19 protein-coding genes are annotated in these 19451 nt (G+C 70.3%); 8 read left to right on the forward strand and 11 right to left on the reverse strand.

Annotation, left to right across the window (positions count from 1 at the left end; genetic code table 11):
* Window positions 1–15: 15 nt before the first annotated feature.
* Complete coding sequence (locus ACE3QP_RS11140; protein WP_374436079.1) at window positions 16–591, forward strand: 5-formyltetrahydrofolate cyclo-ligase; 576 nt, start codon at window positions 16–18, stop codon at window positions 589–591.
* Entirely contained in the window at window positions 588–2573 is a 1986-nt protein-coding gene (locus ACE3QP_RS11145) for an alpha/beta hydrolase family protein (RefSeq protein WP_374436081.1), read from the forward strand. Before ACE3QP_RS11140 ends, ACE3QP_RS11145 begins: the two co-directional genes overlap by 4 nt.
* Window position 2574: 1 nt before the next feature.
* Here ACE3QP_RS11145 and ACE3QP_RS11150 read toward each other — a convergent pair whose 3' ends face one another.
* Entirely contained in the window at window positions 2575–3543 is a 969-nt protein-coding gene (locus ACE3QP_RS11150; RefSeq protein ID WP_374436083.1) for a LysR family transcriptional regulator, read from the reverse strand.
* A 94-nt stretch (window positions 3544–3637) separates the two neighbouring features.
* Here ACE3QP_RS11150 and ACE3QP_RS11155 point away from each other — a divergent pair, with 94 nt between their 5' ends.
* Window positions 3638–3898 carry a DUF2917 domain-containing protein gene (locus ACE3QP_RS11155; RefSeq protein ID WP_374436084.1) on the forward strand — a complete coding sequence of 87 codons (261 nt, stop codon included), beginning with the start codon at window positions 3638–3640 and terminating at the stop codon, window positions 3896–3898.
* On the forward strand, window positions 3895–4206 hold the full coding sequence (locus tag ACE3QP_RS11160; protein ID WP_374436086.1) for a cupin domain-containing protein: 312 nt from the start codon (window positions 3895–3897) through the stop codon (window positions 4204–4206). The genes ACE3QP_RS11155 and ACE3QP_RS11160 overlap by 4 nt, the downstream gene beginning before the upstream one ends.
* Here the strand turns inward: ACE3QP_RS11160 and ACE3QP_RS11165 are convergent.
* Complete coding sequence (locus tag ACE3QP_RS11165) at window positions 4199–4552, reverse strand: TfoX/Sxy family protein (RefSeq protein ID WP_374436088.1); 354 nt, start codon at window positions 4550–4552, stop codon at window positions 4199–4201. The two genes, ACE3QP_RS11160 and ACE3QP_RS11165, sit on opposite strands and share 8 nt — an antisense overlap.
* 21 nt (window positions 4553–4573) lie before the next feature.
* On the opposite strand from ACE3QP_RS11165, the gene ACE3QP_RS11170 reads away from it, so the two are divergent.
* The gene (locus ACE3QP_RS11170) at window positions 4574–5149 is read left to right on the forward strand and encodes a 5-formyltetrahydrofolate cyclo-ligase (RefSeq protein ID WP_374436090.1); all 576 of its coding nucleotides are present in this window, start codon (window positions 4574–4576) and stop codon (window positions 5147–5149) included.
* A 3-nt stretch (window positions 5150–5152) separates the two neighbouring features.
* Here the strand turns inward: ACE3QP_RS11170 and ACE3QP_RS11175 are convergent, their stop codons facing one another.
* The 4 genes from ACE3QP_RS11175 to bla form a co-directional block, all read right to left on the reverse strand.
* Window positions 5153–6580: a hypothetical protein gene (locus tag ACE3QP_RS11175; protein ID WP_374436092.1), complete on the reverse strand. Its 1428-nt coding sequence runs from the start codon at window positions 6578–6580 to the stop codon at window positions 5153–5155.
* A complete protein-coding gene (locus ACE3QP_RS11180) occupies window positions 6577–6978 on the reverse strand; it encodes a phosphate ABC transporter substrate-binding protein (protein ID WP_374436094.1) in 402 nt (133 codons plus the stop codon). Before ACE3QP_RS11180 ends, ACE3QP_RS11175 begins: the two co-directional genes overlap by 4 nt.
* A 13-nt stretch (window positions 6979–6991) precedes the next feature.
* Window positions 6992–8152 carry a hypothetical protein gene (locus tag ACE3QP_RS11185; protein ID WP_374436095.1) on the reverse strand — a complete coding sequence of 387 codons (1161 nt, stop codon included), beginning with the start codon at window positions 8150–8152 and terminating at the stop codon, window positions 6992–6994.
* A gap of 226 nt (window positions 8153–8378) precedes the next feature.
* A complete protein-coding gene (gene bla, locus ACE3QP_RS11190) occupies window positions 8379–9275 on the reverse strand; it encodes a class A beta-lactamase (protein ID WP_374436096.1) in 897 nt (298 codons plus the stop codon).
* Window positions 9276–9372: 97 nt separating this feature from the next.
* Here bla and ACE3QP_RS11195 point away from each other — a divergent pair, with 97 nt between their 5' ends.
* From ACE3QP_RS11195 to ACE3QP_RS11205, 3 genes are all read left to right on the forward strand, one after another.
* Entirely contained in the window at window positions 9373–10251 is an 879-nt protein-coding gene (locus tag ACE3QP_RS11195) for a LysR family transcriptional regulator (protein WP_374436098.1), read from the forward strand.
* Entirely contained in the window at window positions 10248–11618 is a 1371-nt protein-coding gene (gene pepQ / locus ACE3QP_RS11200) for a Xaa-Pro dipeptidase (RefSeq protein ID WP_374436099.1), read from the forward strand. Before ACE3QP_RS11195 ends, pepQ begins: the two co-directional genes overlap by 4 nt.
* Before the next feature lie 80 nt (window positions 11619–11698).
* Window positions 11699–13630 (forward strand): methyl-accepting chemotaxis protein, encoded by a 1932-nt coding sequence (locus ACE3QP_RS11205; RefSeq protein ID WP_374436100.1) that lies wholly within the window; start codon window positions 11699–11701, stop codon window positions 13628–13630.
* Here ACE3QP_RS11205 and ACE3QP_RS11210 read toward each other — a convergent pair whose 3' ends face one another.
* From ACE3QP_RS11210 to ahcY, 5 genes are all read right to left on the reverse strand, one after another.
* Entirely contained in the window at window positions 13631–14098 is a 468-nt protein-coding gene (locus ACE3QP_RS11210) for a low molecular weight protein-tyrosine-phosphatase (RefSeq protein ID WP_374436103.1), read from the reverse strand.
* Window positions 14098–16305, reverse strand: a complete 2208-nt coding sequence (locus tag ACE3QP_RS11215) for a TonB-dependent receptor plug domain-containing protein (protein WP_374436104.1) — start codon at window positions 16303–16305, stop codon at window positions 14098–14100. The genes ACE3QP_RS11210 and ACE3QP_RS11215 overlap by 1 nt, the downstream gene beginning before the upstream one ends.
* A 75-nt stretch (window positions 16306–16380) precedes the next feature.
* Window positions 16381–17220, reverse strand: a complete 840-nt coding sequence (gene metF, locus ACE3QP_RS11220) for a methylenetetrahydrofolate reductase [NAD(P)H] (RefSeq protein ID WP_374436105.1) — start codon at window positions 17218–17220, stop codon at window positions 16381–16383.
* Entirely contained in the window at window positions 17217–17981 is a 765-nt protein-coding gene (locus tag ACE3QP_RS11225; protein WP_374436107.1) for a TlyA family RNA methyltransferase, read from the reverse strand. Before ACE3QP_RS11225 ends, metF begins: the two co-directional genes overlap by 4 nt.
* Window positions 17981–19396, reverse strand: a complete 1416-nt coding sequence (ahcY, locus tag ACE3QP_RS11230) for an adenosylhomocysteinase (protein ID WP_374436108.1) — start codon at window positions 19394–19396, stop codon at window positions 17981–17983. The genes ACE3QP_RS11225 and ahcY overlap by 1 nt, the downstream gene beginning before the upstream one ends.
* Between the last annotated feature and the right edge of the window lie 55 nt (window positions 19397–19451).

Genomic DNA, 19451 nt, shown 5'->3' on the forward strand with positions numbered 1-19451 from the left:
ACCTTCAAAAATCGCATGGACGCCATTGAACACCAGAACCCCGCCCCCGAGCGCCAGGCGCTGCGCCGCGAGCTCAAGGCGCGCCGCAGCGCCTGGCTGGCCAGCCCCGCCGGCGCGGCCGCAGCCCAGGCCCTGAACGAGCCGCTGCGCCAGTTGCTGCAGCAGCTGGAGCCCCTGTGCCTGGGCTTGTACTGGCCGCTCGACGGCGAGTTCGACGCCCCGGCCTTCTGGGCCCGCCAGGCCCTGCCCGAGGTGCAGTTGGCCTTGCCCTATGCTCTGCGTGAAGGCCGAAAAATGCACTACCGCCGCTGGGATGGCCGCACGCCCAGCGCACAGGACGAGATGGGCATCCCCTGCAGCAGCGGCGCGCCGGTGGAGCCCGACGTGGTGCTGGTGCCCTGCCTGGGCTTCACCCGCAGCGGCTACCGCCTGGGCTATGGCGGCGGCTACTTTGACCGCTGGCTGGCGGCCAACCCGGGCGTGACGGCCGTGGGTTTGGCCTGGAGCGTGGGGGAATGCGAATTCGCGACCGAGGTGCATGACCTGCCGCTTGCGGTGATCTTGACGGAACGGGAGTTGCTGGCGCCATGAACGGATTTCGATTGCTGGCGCTGTGGTGCGCCTTGATGGGCCTTTCTGGCCAGCTGGTCGCACAGGAGCAGGCGCAGGCCCAGGCGGCCGTGCCGGCGGAGCGCTTCTTCGAGCGCCCGGCCATGCAGGACGCGGCACTCTCGCCCTCGGGGCGCTACCTGGCCTTCCTGGCTGGCCGGCGGCAAGAGCGGCAAGGTTTGTATGTGCTCGATCTGCGCGCGGGCGGCAGCCCGCAGGCATTGGCGCAGTTCAAGGAGGTCGACGTTCAGCGCTTTCAGTGGGTGAACGACGAGCGCCTGGTCTTCTCCGTTTGGGACATGGATGCCGGCAGCTACTGGGCGCAGCGCGAGGCCCCGGGGCTTTTCGCGGTGGGTCTGGAGGGCGCCAAGCCGCGCGAACTGATCCAGCGCCGTTCATGGCGGCCGGTGGAGTCGCGCAGCATGAACCGGCAGAGCGCGCTCGACTTCCGGCATGAGCTGCTGAAGGTGCCGGAGGGGGGTGGCGATGAGGTCGTGATCGGCCGTTGGGACGCCAAGGGCCTGCAGCCGCTGTGGCTGAACGTTCGCACTGGCAGCACCCGCCATTACGAGGTCGATGCGCCAGGTCCGGCCGCCCAGTGGCTGTTCGACAGCCGAGGCCAGGCACGCGCGCTGGTCACGCAGGAAGGGCTGCATCAGCGCGTGTTCGCGCGTGCCCCGGGTGAGAGCGAGTGGCGACAGCTGAGCGAAAGTGCCGTGGGCGAACTGCCGCTGACACCGCGCTTTGTTGACGACCAGGGCCAGCTCTATGTCAACCATCCGGAAGGGCTGGGGCTCGAAGCCGTGCTGAGCCGCTACGACTTCGAGCGCAAGCAGGTGCAGAGCCCACCGCTTCTGCGGGTCGAAGGGTTTGACGTGGCGGCCAGTCCGGTGCTGGAGGGCGGGCGGCTGGTCGGTCTGCGCTTTGTCGCGGATGCCGAACGCAGCCTTTGGCTGGATGCGCGTCGTCAGGCTTGGCAGGACAAGGCCGACCAGCGCTTTCCAGGGCAGATCAACCGCATCGACTGCCGACGCTGCGAGGCGCAGGACGCCGTGGTGCTGGTGCGCACGGCTTCGGACCGCGATGCCGGCCAGTTCTGGCTCTACCACCCGGCCGAGGACCGCTGGCAGGGCTTGGCGCGGCGCCAACCCGGCCTCGAGCCGGGCCAGATGGCGCGCGTCAGCCTGCACCGGGTGCCGGCGCGCGATGGCTTCAGCGTGCCGGTGTGGCTGACGCATCCGGCCGGCACGGGCCCGCACCCGGCGGTCGTGCTGGTACACGGTGGCCCCTGGGTGCGCGGGCGCCAATGGGAATGGGAGCCCCTCAGCCAGTTCCTGGCCTCGCGCGGCTGGCTGGTGATTGAGCCTGAGTTCCGCGGCAGCACCGGTTTTGGCGATGCGCATTTCCGCGCGGGCTTTCGCCAATGGGGACTGGCGATGCAGAACGATGTGGCCGATGCCTTGCGCTGGGCCCAGGGCCAAAGGCTTGCCGGTGCGCAGGCTTGCATTGCCGGTGGCAGCTACGGGGGCTACAGCGCCTTGATGGGGCTGATCCGCCACCCCGAGCTGTACCGCTGTGGCGTCGCCTGGGCGGCGCTCAGCGACCTGGACCTGCTGCTCAAGGGCTCCTTCTGGGTGTCTGCCGACACCAGTTCCCTGGTGCGCGAGCAATTGCTCACGCGCCGGGTCGGCGACCCGGAGAAGCACGCCGCGCAGCTCCAAGCCACGTCTCCGGTGCTGCAGGCTGGTCGCCTGAAGCAGCCACTGCTGCTGGCCTATGGCGAGCAGGACCGGCGCGTGCCGCTGGCGCATGGCGAGCGCCTGCGGGAGGCCCTGCGTGCCGCTGGCCAGGAGCCCGAGTGGGTGGTCTACAAGGACGAGGCGCATGGCTGGGGCCGCAAGGACACCCAACTGGACTTTGCGAACCGGCTGGAGGCCTTCTTCTCCAGGCACCTGGCGCCCTGAATTACACGCTGAGCGCGGCGCGGGTCTGCGCCGCCTGGTCGCGCAGCCACTCGCAGAACTGCAGCACCTCGGGGCGCTGGGTGGCGCTGCGTGCCAGGCGCATCCAGTAGCTGCTGGGCGTGCGGTGGCGGCGTGCGGGGCCGAAGGTTTCGATTAGTTCGCCGCGCTCCAGTTGGTCGTACACGAGCGGCAGACGCGCCAGCGTGAGCGCATTGCCGGCCAGCGTGGCTTGCACCTGCTGGTGGGTGTAGTTCAGCAGCAGCCAGCGGCGCGGTTGCAGGTCGCCCAGGCCCTGGGCCTCGAACCAGGGGCGCCAGTGCGTCAGCTGGCTGGTGGGGCGGTTGTCGTCTTCTTCCGCCAGGGTGTGCTCGGCCAGGTCGGCCGGGCGGCGCAAGGGGGGCAGTTCGCCGGCATCGATGCGGGCCTGGCGCGCCGGGCCGTGCACGGGGGCCAGCACCTCACCGAACAGGCGCTCCACGCCTTCGCCGGGTGGCGGGCTGAGGTGGTAGCTCAGCGCCACGTCGAAGCCGCTGGCGTCCAGGTCCTGCACGCCGTCGCTGGCGGAGATGCGGATGTCCACCGCCGGGTGCGCCTGCTGGAAGGATTCCAGGCGCGGCAGCAGCCACAGGCTGGCGAAGGAGGCGAAGGTGGTCAGGTTGATGACCTGACGGCCGGCGTCGGCACGCAGCTGGCGCACGCGCCGGTCCAGCTCCACCAACTGGGGTGCCACCACCGTCAGCAGCTGAGCGCCGGCGTGGGTCAGCTCCACGCGGCGGGTGCCGCGCTGGAACAGGGCCAGGCCCAGTTCTTCTTCCAGCGCCTTGATCTGCCGGCTGATGGCGGGCTGGGTCAACGCCAGTTCCTGGGCCGCCGCGCTGAAGTTCAGGAGGCGTGCCACGGCTTCGAAAGCGCGCAGATGGCCGACCGCCAGGGGGCGGGTGGGGATGCGGGGGCGGCTGCCTGTATTCATACGCAAAGCTTATCAATCAAGCGCTTCGATGTGATTGGACCGCTAGGCCTCACCTGGGAAGAATCGCTTCCATGGCAAACACAAGGAGCGCCAAATGATGAATCAAGCGAATCACCCAGGGAATGTTTGGCAGCTGCGTACCGGTCAGGTGCTGCGCCACCCGCTGCGCCGTGCCGAGACCCTGCGGGTTTGCAGCGGCCGCCTGTGGCTGACGGCCAATGGCCAGCTGGACGCGCCCTCGGAAGACTTTGTGCTGCAGGCCGGCGACCTCTTGCGCCTGCCGGCCGGCCAGGAGGTGGTGGTGGAGGCCTTTGCCGACGCCCGCTTCGAACTGGGTGAGGAGTTGGCAGCATGACGGTGATCCGCAGCGGCGAGTTCCGGGGCGCGCGTGCCTGGGCGGCGCAGGACATCGCCGCCATGAACGGCGTGAGCGTGCGCCTGCACTGGACCGACCAGCCCTACCGCTGGCACGTCAACGAGGGCGAGGAAGTCTTCGCCGTGCTGCAGGGCGAGGTGGAGATGCGGGTGCGCGAGCAGGGCGTGGAGCAGCGCCATTTGCTGCGCGCCGGCGATCTCTTCCATGTGCGCGGGGGCTGCGAGCATGTCGCCCACCCGATCGGCGTGGCCCATGTGCTGGTGATTGAGAACGAGGGTTCTATTTAGCGCTCTTCTTCAGCGCCGCGTCGATCGCCCGCAAGGCCCAGGGCCGCATCTCGGCGGGCGACTCCATCGCCGTCTCGGGCGCGCTCCAGTAGTTCAGGTGGGCGCGGCTGCCGTCCTTCATCAGGTACTCGAAGCGGCGGCAGCCGGCGGCCTCGAAGGCGGCTTGGTGCAGCGCGTGGCCCTTCAGGTACAGCACCTCGTCCTCGATCAGGGCGATGAAGAGCCCGTCCACATACAAGCCCACCGCGCCGAACATGCGCCGCGTGCGTACCGGCCCCAGTGGGCCCAGCAGTTCGCGGCAATGGGCCACGAAAGGTTCCTCGTCAGCGGGGCGCAGTTTGCTCATGGGTCTCAGCACAATGGGGGCATGAAGCCCGATTCTGTTGCCGAGGATCCGCGCCGCGCGCTGCGCGAGGTGTTGATTGAGCTGCGCCAGGAACTGCCGGACCGCCACCAGCGCTCCCAGGCCCTGCAGGAGGTGCTGCGCGTCTGGCTGCTGCAGCGGCGCGAGCAGCGCATCGGCGCCTACTGGCCGATCAAGGGCGAGTTCGACCCGCTGCCCTCGCTCTACCGCTGGAGCGAGGACCACCCGGAGCGCCGCATCGGCCTGCCCGTGAAACACCGCGACACCGGCCTGCTCAGCTACCACGTCTGGTACCCCGGCTGCCCGATGGAGGAGGACGCCTTCGGCATCCTCAAGCCCAAGGACACCGAGGCCTTCGAGCCCGAGCTGATCCTGGTGCCCTGCCTGGGCTACGGCGCCGGCGGCATGCGCGTGGGCTATGGCGGCGGCTTCGTGGACCGCACCCTGCGCCAGCGCGAGCCGCATCCCGTCACCTGCGGGCTCGCCTATGGCGTCAGCTATGTGCCCGGCCTGCAGGCGCGCGCCGAAGACCGGCCGCTGGATGCCATCCTGACCGATCTCGGGCCGGTCTGGCCCTGAAATTCAGCCTGGTCCGGGCTGGAGAGGCAGCAGCAGCTCCAGCCGGTTGCCGTTGGGCCGGTTTCCGTAGCGAAGCTGGGCGGCCCACAGACCGCTGAGCAGGCGCACCGCCAGATGGGCCTGGGCATGGCCGTCGGGCGCATCGGCCGCCAGCCAGGGCTCGAACAGGCGTTGGCGGGCCTGCGGGTCCAGGGGTGGGGCGTTGTCCTCAATCCACAGCATCACCGTCTCGCCGCCCTGCAATCGAAAGCCCACATGCAGCTCGGCGCCCAGGCGATGCGCCAGGCGCTCGCTGAGGGCCTGCTGCAGCAGCAGGCGCAGGGCGCCGTGCAGGGCCTGGCGCGGCCCCTGGAGCTTGAGCTCTGCGCCGGGCTCATAGCTCAGCAGGCATTCGAGCGCGCGCGCCTGCGGCCCCAGCTCCTGCAGCAGCTCTTGTAGCAGGGCGCCCAGGGCAAAGCCCTGCGGCGTTTCGGCTTGGGCGTCGGCCGGCAGGGCCAGCAGGGCATAGCTGCGCTCCAGCTGCTGGCGCTGCTGCTCGGCCAACTGCAGCAGCGCGGCGCGCCGTTCCTGCAGCGCGGCCTCCAGGTCGGCATGGCGGCGCTGCAGGGCCTGATTGAGGATCTGCAGGCGCTGCGTCTGGCGCAGCAGCAGAGCCGCCAGCCCGCTGAGGCCGAGCACCACCGCCAGCGCGGCCAGCGTCAGCAGATTGGCCTGCCAGGGTGTGACCGGGCTGTGCCTCAGGTCCACGCTCCAGTCAAAGCGCCAGCCGCCGGGCACGCTGGCCTCCTCGCGGCGGAACTGCTGCGCCAGCGCGGGCGGTGGGCCGGTCTCGGTGACCGGATGCAGGCGTCCTTCCAGGTCAACCAGCTGCAGGCGCAGGTGCAGCCCGGTGGGCCAGTCCAGACCCTGCAGTTGCTGGATCAGCTCCGGCACGTCCAGCAGCAACCACACCCACTGGTCGCCCGCCACGGGTCGGGCCAAGGGGATGCGGCCATCCGGCATGGGGGCGCCCAACTGCTCGCGGGGTTGGGCGGGCACGCCGCGGCGCTCCAGCTCGTGCCAGTCCTGCATTTGCAGCCCCGGGCCGGCCAGCGGTTGCATCTGGCCTTGGGCATCGACCCGCGCGACAGCGGCGGCCAGCGCTATTTCGCCGTCGCTGTCCTGGCTGACGGCGGCGAGGTCGATCAGGAAGGCCTGGCTGTCCGTCCAACCCTGGCCGCGCGATCGCAGGGCCAGCGCGCGCAGCAGTTGGCGGCGCAGCTCCAACCAGTTCAGCACGAATTGCTGCGGCCGCTGGCTGGCCGCTTGCATCTCGATGAGCCAGCGCTCACGCGCGGCTTGCGTGAGTGCGCGGCTGGCCCATACCACCGCGGCCAACGTGGCCAGGCTGAGCACGGCCCAGAGCAGCCAGCGTCGCGCGGCTGCGCTCAAGGCGAGAAGACCACCTTCACGCTGGCGTCCACGTCGGCCTTGTCCAGGTAGGCCAGCGCATTGGGGTTGCCCGCAAGCGCGGCCTTGATGTCGGACGCGCTACCGAGCTCCTTGGGGGCCACGCCCTTGCCGCTGAAGATCAGGCGCGACCAGATGGCCTTGACCTGCGAGGGCTCCTTGCCCAGCACCTTGCCGTAGAACTCGTCGCGCAGCGGCGGGGCGGCGGCCAGCAGCTGGGCCTGGCCCACGCCGGGCAGCTCCTTGCTCACGCCCAGGTACAGGTCCACCACCTGGGCCTTTTCCAGCTTGGCCACCGGGCTCTTGGCCGAGACGACCACCACCACCTCGGCTTGCGCTGAGGCCATGCCCAGCAGCAACAGCAATGCACGCGTGTTCATGGGGCCTCCCGCTCTAGAACACGAAGTCCAGATTGACCGACAGCACATTCATCCGCCCGTCCCAGCCCGGCCCGCGGTAGGCCGGGTTGATGGGGGGCATGTTGGGGCTGTAGACGACGCTGTTGATGCCGAGGAAGGGTGGTCGGTTCTGCTTGATGCGCTCAAGCTGCACCTTGAGCGCGGCGCTTTCATGGAAGTCCCAGCGCAGGCCGAACTGCTGGGTCTTGCGGTCGTTGGGGTTGATCAGGTAGTGGTCGAAGGCGGCGTTCGCCGCCGCCGCGGCGGCGGGCGCCGCAGCGGCCGTGAGCAGACCCAGCGCCGGCTCCTTGAAGCGCAGGGCACCCGCGGCGGCATAGGGTGTCCAGCTGCCGATGCGGTAGCTGCCCTGCAGGTACCAGCCCTGCACATCCGGGATCAACGAGCTGTTGGAATTGCGCCGCGCCCATTCCGCCTGCAGCGTGGCGCTGCCCATCTCCGCAGCCAGGGCCAGGGTGGCGATGTCGCCCTTGATGTCCTTGAAGCGGAAGCGCTGGGCGAACACGGCGGCGCAGTTGGTGCAGCCGGTGGCGCCGGAGGACAGGGTGTTGAGCGCCGCCTGGGTGGCGGGCAGGTTGCCGTCCAACGCAAAAGTGGTGAGGCCGCCACGCAGGGTCAGCGCCCCTTGCTGCCAGCGCGCGGCCAGCGAGGCCGCGCGATTGACCTGGAAGCTGCCGTTGGTCAGGCTCAGGTCCGTCTTGCCCGCCGCGGCTTCAATCGCCAGGTTGCCGCCGCCCAGGGATTTCGACCAGTTCAGGTTCGCCCCGTCGATGCTGGTGATGGGGTTGACTTGGTAGACGGTCTGGTTCGGGCGCACGGCCGTCTGGGCGAACCCGATATTGCGGGTATCGGACAGCAGGAACACCGGTGCCACCACCCGGCCCAGCTTCAAGCTGAGGTCGGGGCTGGCATCCCAGCCGAGGTAGAGCCACTCCACGCGCGGGCGGAAGCGGTCGATCACGTCGTCCTTGCTGAGCAGCTGCAGCACGCCGCGCACCGGCCCCGGCGCGTTGACGGTGAATTGCGTGGTGAGCTGGCTGTCGCCATCGAAGCGCCAGTCCTTGTTGCTCGTGTAGCGCGCGGTGCGCTGGTCGGCGCGGGCGCCGGCCACCGGGTCGTCGCCTTGGTATGCGGCCAAGGTGCCGAAGGCATCGAACTTCAGCCAATCCGTCAGCTCCGCCGCCAGCAGAGGGGGCGCTCCCCCCAGGAGCAGGCTTCCAAGCACAAGCGAGCGAGGGGCTAGCGGATGCATCAGGTCCTCCTGAAGGGGAGAGAAGCCATGAGCCATTGGAGCGGCTTGGCGAGCCATAGTAGCCCAGGGGCTCGGCGCCTGACTCCTAGGGGCAACCCGCTGTTCGGTTCGTTCAGGCGGGCTGCCAGCGGCCGACCAGGCGCCCCACCTCGGCCAGCACTGCCTCATCGGCGGCCTGGATGTCGAGGCTGCGGCGGGGGCCTTCGTAGTAAGCGGCAATCAGCCAGGGCGCGCGCTCCGGGCCGGGCCAGACGATGGCCACATCGTTGGTGAGGTCCTGCATGCTGGGGTGCAGGCCGGTGCCGGTCTTGTCGCCGGCGCGCCAGCCCTTGGGCAGCCCGGCGCGCAGGCGGCGCGTGCCGGTCTGCGTGGCCTCCATCCAGGCGATCAGGCGCGCGCGGCTGGCGGCTTGCAGCCAATCGCCTGTCAGCAGCCGGGCGGCGCTGGCTGCGATGGCGGCGGGCGTGCTGGTGTCGCGCAGTTCGCCCGGCGGAAGGCGACTCATCTCGGGCTCCCAGCGGTCCAGGCGCGTCACCGTGTCGCCGCGCTCGCGCAGCCAGGCGGTCAGGCCGCTCGGGCCGCCGAACAGTTCGCGCAGCAGCAGGTTGGCGGCGGCGTTGTCGCTGGTGGTCTGGGTGGCCTCGGCCAGTTCCACGGCGCTGAGCCGGCCCTGGGCCAGATGGGCGCGCACCACCGGCGCATGCGAGACCAGATCCGCTTTGCTGAAGCGGATGGTGCGCTCGGCCGGCCAGCGGCCTTCGTCGATTCTCTGCAGCACCGCGCCGGCCAGCAGCAGCTTGAAGGTGGAGCACAGGCCGAAGCGCTCGTCGGCGCGGTGGCCGGCCTGGGCACCGCTGCCGCTGTCCAGCACGGCCACGCCCAGGCGTCCGCCGGCGCGGGCTTCCAGGGCGGCCAGGGCCTGACTGAGCTCCGGGCTGTTCAGCGCAAGGGCCGGCAGGGGCAGGGCGGCGGCCAGGGCCAACAGGTGGCGGCGGTAAAGGTTTGGCATAGAAATTCTTGGTGTGAGGTCGGCGAAGGCGGCATGTTTCCAAGAGCGGCCTTGCTTGCCAAACAATGCCTGCTTGCGTCTGCCCCAAGTTTTTCTGATGTCACTGCCCCGCTATTCGCTCAACACCCTGCACGCCTTTGCGGCTGCCGCGCGCCACCTGAACCTGACCCGCGCGGCCGAGGAGCTGTGCGTCACGCAGGCGGCGGTCAGCCAGCAGGTCAAGCTGCTCGAAGCCCAGGTGGGCAAACCGCTGTTCTTGCGCACCGCGCGCGGCCTGCAGCTCAGCGATGAAGGCGCGCTGCTGGCCGCACCGCTGCAGCAGGCCTTTGCGCAGATCGAGGCCGCGCTGGCGCTGCTCGAAGACGACGCGCCGCCCGAGCGTTTGAGCGTGGCCGTGGTCGGCACCTTTGCCCAGGGCTTCCTGCTCGAACGCCTGGCCGCTTTTCGCGCCGCCTATCCGCGCATCGAGCTGCGCCTGCAGACCCACAACAACAAGCTCGACCTGGCCAGTGAAACGCTCGACTTCGCCATCCGATTCGGCGATGGCGCCTGGCGCAGCGTCGAGGCCGAGCCCCTGTGCGCCGCGCCGCTGGCCCCGCTGTGCAGCCCCGCCCAGGCCGCCGAGCTGCGCCGCCCCGAGGACCTGCGCCGCTGCACCCTGCTGCGCTCCTACCGCAGCGAAGACTGGCCGGCCTGGGCGCGCGCCGCCGGCCTGCGCGAACTGGTGGCGCGCGGGCCGCAGTTCGATTCTTCGGTGCTGATGGTGCAGGCGGCGCTGCTGGGCACGGGCGTGGCGCTGGCGCCGCCCAGCATGTTCAGCCGCGAGCTGGCGCAGGGACGGCTGGTGCAGCCCTTTGCCACCACGGTGGACGTGGGCCGTTACTGGCTGACGCGTTCGCTGACGCGCGAAGAGCGGCCAGGCGCCCGCCATTTCCGCGAATGGCTTTTGGCCGAGACCTCCAAAATGCTGGCATGACGCCGACCCCGGACCTCGCGGCCCTGTACGCCGCCCACCTCAGCACCCTGCAGCAGCGCCTGTCCCAAACCCTGGCCGCGCAGGGCCTGGATGCCCTGCTGGTGGCCGCCGGCCAGGAGAAGTTCGCCTTCCTGGACGACCGCCCCTACAACTTCCAGCCCAACCCGCATTTCGTGCACTGGCTGCCGCTGACCGGCACGCATGCCGCGCCCGGCAGCTGGCTGGTGTTGCAGCCGGGCCAGCGCTCGCGCCTGCTGTTCCTGCAGCCCGAGGACTATTGGCACGCGCCGCCCGCTGCCCCGGCCGGCTACTGGGTGAGTGCCTGGGAGATCGAGACCTTCCGGCAACCCGAGGCCCTGCTGGCCCGCCTGCGCGAACTGGCGCCGGCGCGCAGCGCGCAGGTCGCCGAGCCCGACGCCGCGCTGCCCGAGCTGAGCCTGAACCCGCAGCCCTTGCTGGACGCGCTGCACTTCGCGCGCGGCTGCAAGACTGCTTACGAGCGTGTGCTGATGCGCGGCGCCAGCCGGCGTGCCGCGCTCGGCCATCTGGGCGCGCGCGCCGCCTTCGAGGGCGGCGGCTCCGAGGCCGACATCCACAGCGCCTACCTGACCGCCAGCGGCCAGGCCGAACGCGAGCTGCCCTACGGCAACATCGTTGGCTTGGGCGCCCATGGCGCGGTGCTGCACTGGCAGCACCAGGACACCCAGCCACCTGCGCAAGCCACCAGCCTGCTGATCGACGCCGGCGCCGCCTGCGGTGGTTACGCGGCCGACATCACGCGCAGCTGGCTGCACCCCGACGCGGCGGCCGGCGCCGCGCGCGACGACTTCGCCGCCCTGCTGGCCGGCATGGAGGCGCTGCAGCTCGCCCTGGTGGACGAGGTGCGCGACGGCGTGGACTACGTGGCCATCCACCTCAGCGCGCACAGCCGCATCGCCCAACTGCTGCTGGACCAGCGCCTGCTCTCCGGCCTGAGCGCCGAGGCCGTTGTGGGCCAGGGGCTGAGCGCGCATTTCTTCCCGCATGGCGTGGGCCATTTGCTGGGTCTGCAGGTGCACGATGTCGCCGGCCTGCAGATCGACGCCGCCGGCACGCGCCGCGAGCGCCCGGCCGGCCACCCCTACCTGCGCCTGACGCGCGTGCTGAAGCCCGGCATGGCCGTCACCATCGAGCCCGGCCTGTACTTCGTGCCTCTGCTGCTGGCCACGCTGCGCCAGGGCCCGCTGGCCGGCCATGTGGACTGGGCGCGCGTGGAGGCGCTGCGACCCTTCGGCGGCATCCGCATCGAAGACGACGTGGTGTGCAACGGCCCCGGGCAGGCACCCGAGAACCTGACGCGCGACGCCTTCCAGGTGCTGCAAGCCTGAATTCCGGCGCTCCTTCTTCATGAGGTAGGCAGGCGCCCCTGCTTGCATGAGCATCGCCCGGCACACAGCGGGAGGAAACCATGCGAGCGTGGATGGACCGTCTGAATACCGGCGCGAAGTTCGCGCTCGTGGCCCTGCTGCTGGCCTTGCCCTGCGCCTGGCTGGGCCAGCGCCTGGTGCAGCTGGAGTGGCAGACCTGGCAGGTGGCCCGCCAGGAAAGCGAGGGCACGCCGATTGCCGCCACCCTGGTGCGCGCCCAGCTGGCCCTGATGCGCCAGCGCGGGCAGGCGGCGCTGCTGCTGAGCCGCACCGACAGCCCGCTGCCGCCCTTCCAGGCCGCCCAGCTGGACCTGATGCAGGCCCTGGACGAAGCCCAGCGCAGCCTGCAGCACCCGGACATCCAGGGCAGCACCCGGGCCGCGCTGGAGCGCCAGCGCCGTGAGCTGGAGGAGCTGGGGGCCGCCATCGTCAGCCGTGGCCCGACGCCACTGCAAAGCCAACAGCGCCACCAGGCCCAGCTGCGCGCCCTGGTCGAGCTGACCGGCCGGGTGATGCACGACACCCTGCTGTCCTACGACCCCAGCGTCGACGGCTACCACCTCATCATTGCCAGCTTCGACGCCGTGCCCGACCTGATCGACAGCCTGGGCCGGCTGCGTGCCCTCAGCGCGCTCAGCCTGCTCAACGGCGCCACCGAGGCGCAGCGCCAGCAGATCCTGCTCCTGCACGGCGAGGTGAACGATCGCCTCAGCCGCGTGCAGCTGCATTACGAGCTGGCCGCCCAGGCCAATGCCGAGCTGCTGCCCGCACTGCCGGGTGAGAACCTGGCGCGCGAGGTGGCGCTGCTGCGCCAGCTCAGCCAGCAGGCCGTGGGTGCGGAGGGCGGCGCCGAGCCCCGCCAAGTGGCGGCCAGTTTCGAGGCCATGAGCCAGCCCATCAACCGGCTGCTGGAGCAATCCCTGCGCGCCCAGCAGGCCCTGCGCGCCCTGCTGGGCGAACGCGAGGCCGATGCCCGCATGGCGCTGCTCGGCTTCGCCGGCGGCGGCGTGCTGCTCGGTCTGTTCAGCCTGCTGCTGGCGGCGCGCCTGGTGCGCTCCATCACCGCACCGGTGGCGTTGGCCATCGAGGTCGCCCATGCCATCGCCGGCGGCAATCTGCAGGCCAAGGTGCCACAGCGTGGCCGCAACGACATGGGCCTGCTGCTGCAGGCGCTGGAGGACATGCGCGCCAAGCTCGTGAACGTCTGCCAGGCGGTGCGCCAAGGCGCAGAGCAGGTGGCCGTGGCCAGCCAGCAGATCGCCGTGGGCAATACCGATCTCTCCACCCGCACCGAACGCCAGGCCAGCGCCGTGCAGCAGACGGCGGCCTCGATGGAGCAGTTGGGCGGCGCCGTGCGCAGCAATGCCGAGCACGCCGATCAGGCGCGCGGCATCGCCAGCCAGACGGTGCAGCAGGCCGAGGTGGGCCTGCGCGTCGTCACCGAGGTGGTGGGTCAGATCCAGGCCGTGAACCAGAGCTCGCAGCGCATCGGCAGCATCATTGGTGTCATCGACAGCATCGCCTTCCAGACCAATCTGCTGGCCCTGAACGCGGCGGTGGAAGCGGCCCGGGCCGGCGAGGCCGGGCGCGGCTTTGCGGTGGTGGCCAGCGAGGTGCGCGAGCTGGCCGGCCGCGTGGCCGGGGCCGCAGCCGAAGTGAAGCAGCTCATCGGTGGCATGACCGACCAGGTGGCCGGCACCAGCAGCCAGGCGCGCAGCGCGGGCGATGCCGTCAACGAGGTGGTGGCCTCCATCCAGCGCCTGGGCGACCTGGTGTCCGCCATCAGCCGTGCCAGCCAGGAACAGCGCGACGGCGTGCTGCAGGCCAGCCAGGCCGTCACCGACATGGACCACAGCACCCAGCAGAACGCCGCCCTGGTGGAAGAGAGTGCCGCTGCGGCCGAGAGCCTGCGCCAGCAGAGCGACGAACTGCTCAGCGTGGTGGGCGCATTCAGGCTGCCCGCGGCCGCCTGATCAGGGCTTTTGCCGCAGCGTCTTCAACAAGCCGGCGCCCGCCGCTTCCACCAGATCCAGCACCTGCTCGAAGCCTTCCGGCCCGCCGTAGTAGGGGTCGGGCACGGCCGTGCCCAGGCCCGGCGCGTAGCGCATGAAGAGCTGCAGGCGCGCCCGCTGCGCCGGCGTGGCCAGGCGCGCGGCGCGCGCCAGGTTGTCCTCGTCCATGGCCAACAGCAGGTCGAAGCGTTCGAAGTCCGCAGCCACCAGCTGGCGGGCGCGCAAGCCCCCCAGCTCGTAGCCGCGCTGGCGCGCGTGCTCCTGGCTGCGCGCATCCGGCGGCGCGCCGACGTGGTAGTCGTGCGTGCCGGCCGAGTCGATCTCGATGTGCTGCGCCAGGCCGGCGGCCTGCACCTGGGCGCGGAACACGCCCTCGGCCGTCGGGCTGCGGCAGATATTGCCCATGCAGATGAAGAGCACGCGGGTCATCAGAAGCGGGTCTCCAGGCGCAGGGTGGCGGTGCGGAAGGTGCGCTGGCGGCTTTCGGTCGTCACGAGGTTGCTGCCGCTGTCCACCACGGTCTGGCTGAGCGCATCGAGCGGGTCGAGGTTGGAGAGCGCCAGGCGCAGGCTGGTGTCGCGGCTGATCGCCCACTGGCCGTAGGCGTCGAACACCACGCGCTTGGAGGTGCGGCTGCTGAGGATCTCTGTCTGCTGGATCAGCACTTCGGGCGTGTAGCTCCAGTTGAAGCCCAGGCTCACCGGGCTGCCGGGCGCGCGGTAGTCCAGCCCGAGGTTGCTGGTGAAGCGCGGCTGGGCATCGATGCGGTTGTGCGGGCCGGGAATGTCTTCGACGGCGGAGCGGAACAGGCTGAGGTTGGCGCGCAGCTGCAGCGGCACCCAGGCCGGTGGCGCCTCGGCCCAGATTTCGTCCAGCCGCGCCTTGGCTTCCAGCTCCAGGCCGTACACGCGCGCATCGCCCAGATTGCGCGGCCGGCTGACCCAGCGCGGGGTGGGCACGCCATTCAGCACGCTGTCTTCCAGCGCCAGCGTGCGGCGGATCAGGCCCTGGATGCTGCGCGCGAACAGATTGGCCGAGAGCAGGCCGCCCTTGCTCAGGTAGCGCTCGTAGGCGAACTCCAGGCCGGTGGCCAGCTCGGGCTTCAGGTTGGGGTTGCCGGCGCTGTCCGCCGCGTACTCGGTGTTGGGGCCGCTGGGGAACTGGCTGTTGAACACCGGGCGGGCGATCAGGTCGTTCAGACTGGCGGCGCGGTAGCTGCGCGTCAGGCTCATGCGCAGCTGCTCGCGGCTCCTCGGGTCGGGCTTCCACAGCGCGTGCAGCATGGGCGACCAGACTTGCGAGCGGTTGCGCACCTCGCCCAGCGCCGCGCCGGCCTGGCCGCGGCTGTCGATCTGCTCGAAGCGCAGTCCGGCGTGCAGGTTCCACTGTGGGCTGGCCTGCCATTCGTCCTGGCTGTAGAGCGCGCTGCGCAGGGTGCGGGCGCTGAGTTCGTCGCCAAAGTCGCCCAGGCCCTGCAGGGGCTGGCCGTTCTGCAGGCTGGTGCGGGTGTTCTGGCGCTTGCCCCATTCCAGCTCGGCACCGCTGACCCAGGCGTGCTCGGCGGCCGTCTGCAGGCTGAGCTTGCCGGTGAGGTTGAGGTTGCGGTCGCGGTTGTCGGTGTGGTCGTTCTGGCGGCGGTCCAGCGTGCCGCCGCTCTCCTCGCGCTGGTTGTCGTTGCGCAGGTTGGCGCCGCCGCCGTTGGCGCGCAGGTCCAGACGCAGGTCCTCGCTCAGGCGCTTCTGATAGTTCGCGCCGGCGCGCAGCATGCGAAAGCTCCCCTCGCCCTGCGTGGCCACCTGGGTGTAGCGCGGCTCGCCGCCCTGGGTGAACTGGCTCTGGTTCTGGCCCTGCGCCAGCACCGCGAAGGGCATCAGCTGCAGGGTCTCGCCCTCGCCCAGGCGCCATTGCAGGCGGCCGTTCAGGTTCAGGCTGTCGCGCTGGTCCAGGCTGCGGCCGCGCTGGCTGCGCTCCTGCACCGGGCCGGCGTCGGGCTCGATGCGGGTGCGGCTGTTGATGTCGTCGGCGCGGCGCTGGCGGTTCAGCACCGAGGTGAGCGAGTAGTTCAGGCCGCCGGCCGTGCTGTCGTTGTGCGTCAGCGCCAGATTGGGCTGCAACTCGCCGTGGTCGAAGCCCAGGCTCAGGCGGGCCTCGTTGAGCTTGCGCGCCAGCGGCTCGCGCAGGATCACATTGATGGTGCCGGCCACCGCGCGCGCGCCGGTCTCGGCCGTGGGGGCGCGCTGGATCTCGATGCGCTCGACCTGCTCGGGCGGCACCTGGTCGAGCGTGAAGCCCGGCGGCATGCGCTCGCCGTCCACCAGGATCTGCGTGAAGCCACCGCCCATGCCGCGCATGCGGATCTCGCCGCCGCGCCCCGGCCGCCCACCGGGGGTGACGCCGGGCAGGCGGCGCATCAGGTCGACGAGGTTGCCGTCGCCAAAGCGCAGCAAGTCTTCGCGGCTGATGACGATCTTGCTGGCCGTGCTGGCGCGGCGCTTGGTTTCGTCGGTGGCCTGGCCGCTGACCTCCACCTTGTCGAGCTGGGCGGCCGGTGCCGATGCCGGCCGGGCGGGCGGCGGGGGTGTCTGGGCCTGGGCGCACAGGGCCAGGCCGAACAGAAAGAAGGGCGTGATGCGCATGGCGGCGCAGTGTCCCCGTGCCGGCGTGCCCCTGCCGTTCGCAGGGGTCTTGATTTGCGCTTCTTTACGCCGCGCTCAGCGCGGCGCCAGGCCCAGGCGGCGGCCGATCTCCAGCACCAGCTCGCTCTGGTTCAGGCAGTAGAAGTGGATGCCGGGCGCGCCGCCCTCGATCAGGCGCTCGCACAGGCGCGTCACCACGTCCAGGCCGAAGGCGCGGATCGAGGCCGCGTCGTCCATGAAACCTTCCATCTTCAGCGCCACCCAGCGCGGGATGTCGATGCCGTCGCGCTGCGCGAACTGCGCGATGCGGTGGTAGTTGTGGAAGGGCATGATGCCCGGCACGATGGGCTGCTCCACGCCGAGCTTGCGTGCCTCGTCCACGAAGTGGAAATAGGCCTCGGGGTTGAAGAAGAACTGCGTGATGGCGGCGTTGGCGCCGGCCTTCATCTTGGCGGCGAAGTGCTGCAGGTCCTTGGCGGCGTAGCGGCACTGCGGGTGCGTCTCGGGGTAGGCGGCCACCTCGATCTGCCAGTCCGGCCCCTCGGTTTCGCGGATGAAGCGCACCAGCTCCTCGGCATAGCGGAACTCGCCCAGGCCGGCGGTGCCGCTGGGCAGATCACCGCGCAGCGCCACGACGCGGCGGATGCCCTGGCCGCAGTACTCGGCCAGGATCTCGCGCAGCGACTCGCGCGTGGCGCCGATGCAGCTCAGGTGCGGCGCGGCCTGGTGGCCGGCGGCGGCAATCGCCTTCACCGTGGCCAGGGTCTTGTCGCGCGTGGCGCCGCCGGCGCCGTAGGTGACGCTGAAGTACTCGGGCTGCAGGGCGGCCAGCGCCGGCACCACCTGGTTCAGCAGCTTGTCGTGGCCCACCGGGGTGTTGGGCGGGAAGAACTCGAAACTGACGGGGGTCTTCATGGGCGGGTGGCGAGCAGGAAGAACTCGCGGTTGCCATCGCCGCCCGCAATCGGGCTGGCGAAGTAGTCATCGACAGCGAAGCCGGCCGCGGCGGCCGCCTCGCGCAGTTTGGTCTCGACCTTGGGGTAGCTGGCTTCGCTCTTCACCAGCCCGCCCTTGCCGATGTCGGCCGGCTGCAGCTCGAACTGCGGCTTGACCAGCAGCAGCAGCCGTGCGCCGGGCTTCAGCAGCGCCGGCAGCTGGGGCAGCACGAGGGTGAGCGAGATGAAGCTCAGGTCGCCCACCACCCAGTCGAAGCCTTCGGGTGGCAGGTGTTCGCCCAGATCCTCAGGCTGCAGGCTGCGCGCGTTCAGGCCTTCGAGCGTGGCGATGCGTGCATCGCCCTGCAGCTTGGGGTGCAGTTGGGCGTGCCCCACCTCGATGCCGACCACGCGCTCGGCGCCGCGTGCCAGCAGCACCTCGCTGAAGCCACCGGTGCTCTGGCCCAGGTCCAGCGCGTTGCCGCTCACGCTCAGACCGGCATGGCCCAGCGCGCCTTCCAGCTTGAGCCCGCCGCGCGAGACCCAGCGGGTCTCGGCGTCGTCCTCGACCTTCAGCTCGCAACGCAGCGGCAGCTCATCGCCGGCCTTCTTGGGCGCTTGCCAGCCCTGCGGCCCCAGCCAGCGCACCGCGCCGGCCGCGATCAGCCGCTGCGCGGCCGAGCGGCTGGGCGCCAGGCCGCGTTGCACCAGCAGTTGGTCGGCGCGGCTGGTCAGCTTCATCAGTAGCGGTAGGTGTCGGCCTTGTAAGGGCCTGCCTTGTCGACACCGATGTAGGCCGCTTGAGCGTCCGACAGTTGGGTCAGTTCGGCATTCAGCGTCGTCAGCTGCAGGCGCGCCACCTTCTCATCCAGATGCTTGGGCAGCACATAGACCTTGCCGACGGCGTACTTGTCCTTGTGCGCGAAGAGCTCCACCTGGGCCAGGGTCTGGTTGGCGAAGCTGCTGCTCATCACATAGCTGGGGTGGCCGGTGCCGCAGCCCAGGTTCACCAGGCGGCCCTTGGCCAGCATGATGATGCGCTTGCCATCGGGGAACACCACATGGTCGACCTGGGGCTTGATCTCTTCCCAGCGGCAGCCTTCCAGGCCGGCGACGTCGATCTCGTTGTCGAAGTGGCCGATGTTGCAGACGATGGCGTTGTTCTTCATGCGCTCCATGTGGGCGCGGGTGATGACGTCCTTGTTGCCGGTGGCGGTGACGAAGATGTCGGCCTTGTCGGCGGCCCAGTCCATCGTCACCACGCGGTAGCCCTCCATGGCGGCCTGCAGCGCGCAGATCGGGTCGATCTCGGTCACCCAGACCTGGGCCGAGAGCGCGCGCAGGGCCTGAGCGCTGCCCTTGCCCACGTCGCCATAACCGGCCACCACGGCGATCTTGCCGGCCACCATCACGTCGGTGGCGCGCTTGATGCCGTCCACCAGCGATTCGCGGCAGCCGTACAGGTTGTCGAACTTGCTCTTGGTGACGGAGTCGTTGACGTTGATGGCGCGGAACAGCAGCGTGCCCTTGGCGCTCATCTCGTTCAGGCGGTGCACACCCGTCGTCGTCTCTTCGGTCACGCCGATGATCTCGGCGCTCTTGCGGGTGTACCAGCTGCTGTCCACGGCCAGCTTGGCCTTGATGGCGGCGAACAGGATGCGCTCTTCCTCGCTGCCCGGGTTGGCCAGCACCGACTGATCCTTCTCGGCCTTCTGGCCCAGATGCAGCAGCAGGGTCGCATCGCCGCCGTCGTCCAGGATCATGTTCGGGCCTTCGCCAGCGGTGTTGGCGGCGCCGAATTCGAAGATGCGGTGGGTGTAGTCCCAGTAGTCTTCCAGCGTCTCGCCTTTGTAAGCGAATACCGGGGTGCCGGCGGCCACCAGCGCCGCGGCGGCGTGGTCTTGCGTGCTGAAGATGTTGCAGCTGGCCCAGCGCACTTCGGCGCCGAGGGCCTGCAGGGTTTCGACCAGCACGGCGGTCTGGATCGTCATGTGCAGGCTGCCGGTGACGCGCGCGCCCTTGAGCGGCTGGGTAGCGGCCAGTTCCTTGCGGATGGCCATCAGCGCGGGCATTTCGCCTTCGGCGATGGCGATTTCCTTGCGACCCCAGTCGGCGAGCGACAGGTCGGCAATCTTGTAATCGGTGGGGGACAGCATGGCGGGGCTCCTGAAAAGCTGAAAGGACCGCCGAATGGGATGGATGGACAAGGCT

Source organism: Inhella sp. (assembly GCF_041912635.1).
Taxonomy (GTDB): Bacteria; Pseudomonadota; Gammaproteobacteria; order Burkholderiales; family Burkholderiaceae_C; genus Inhella.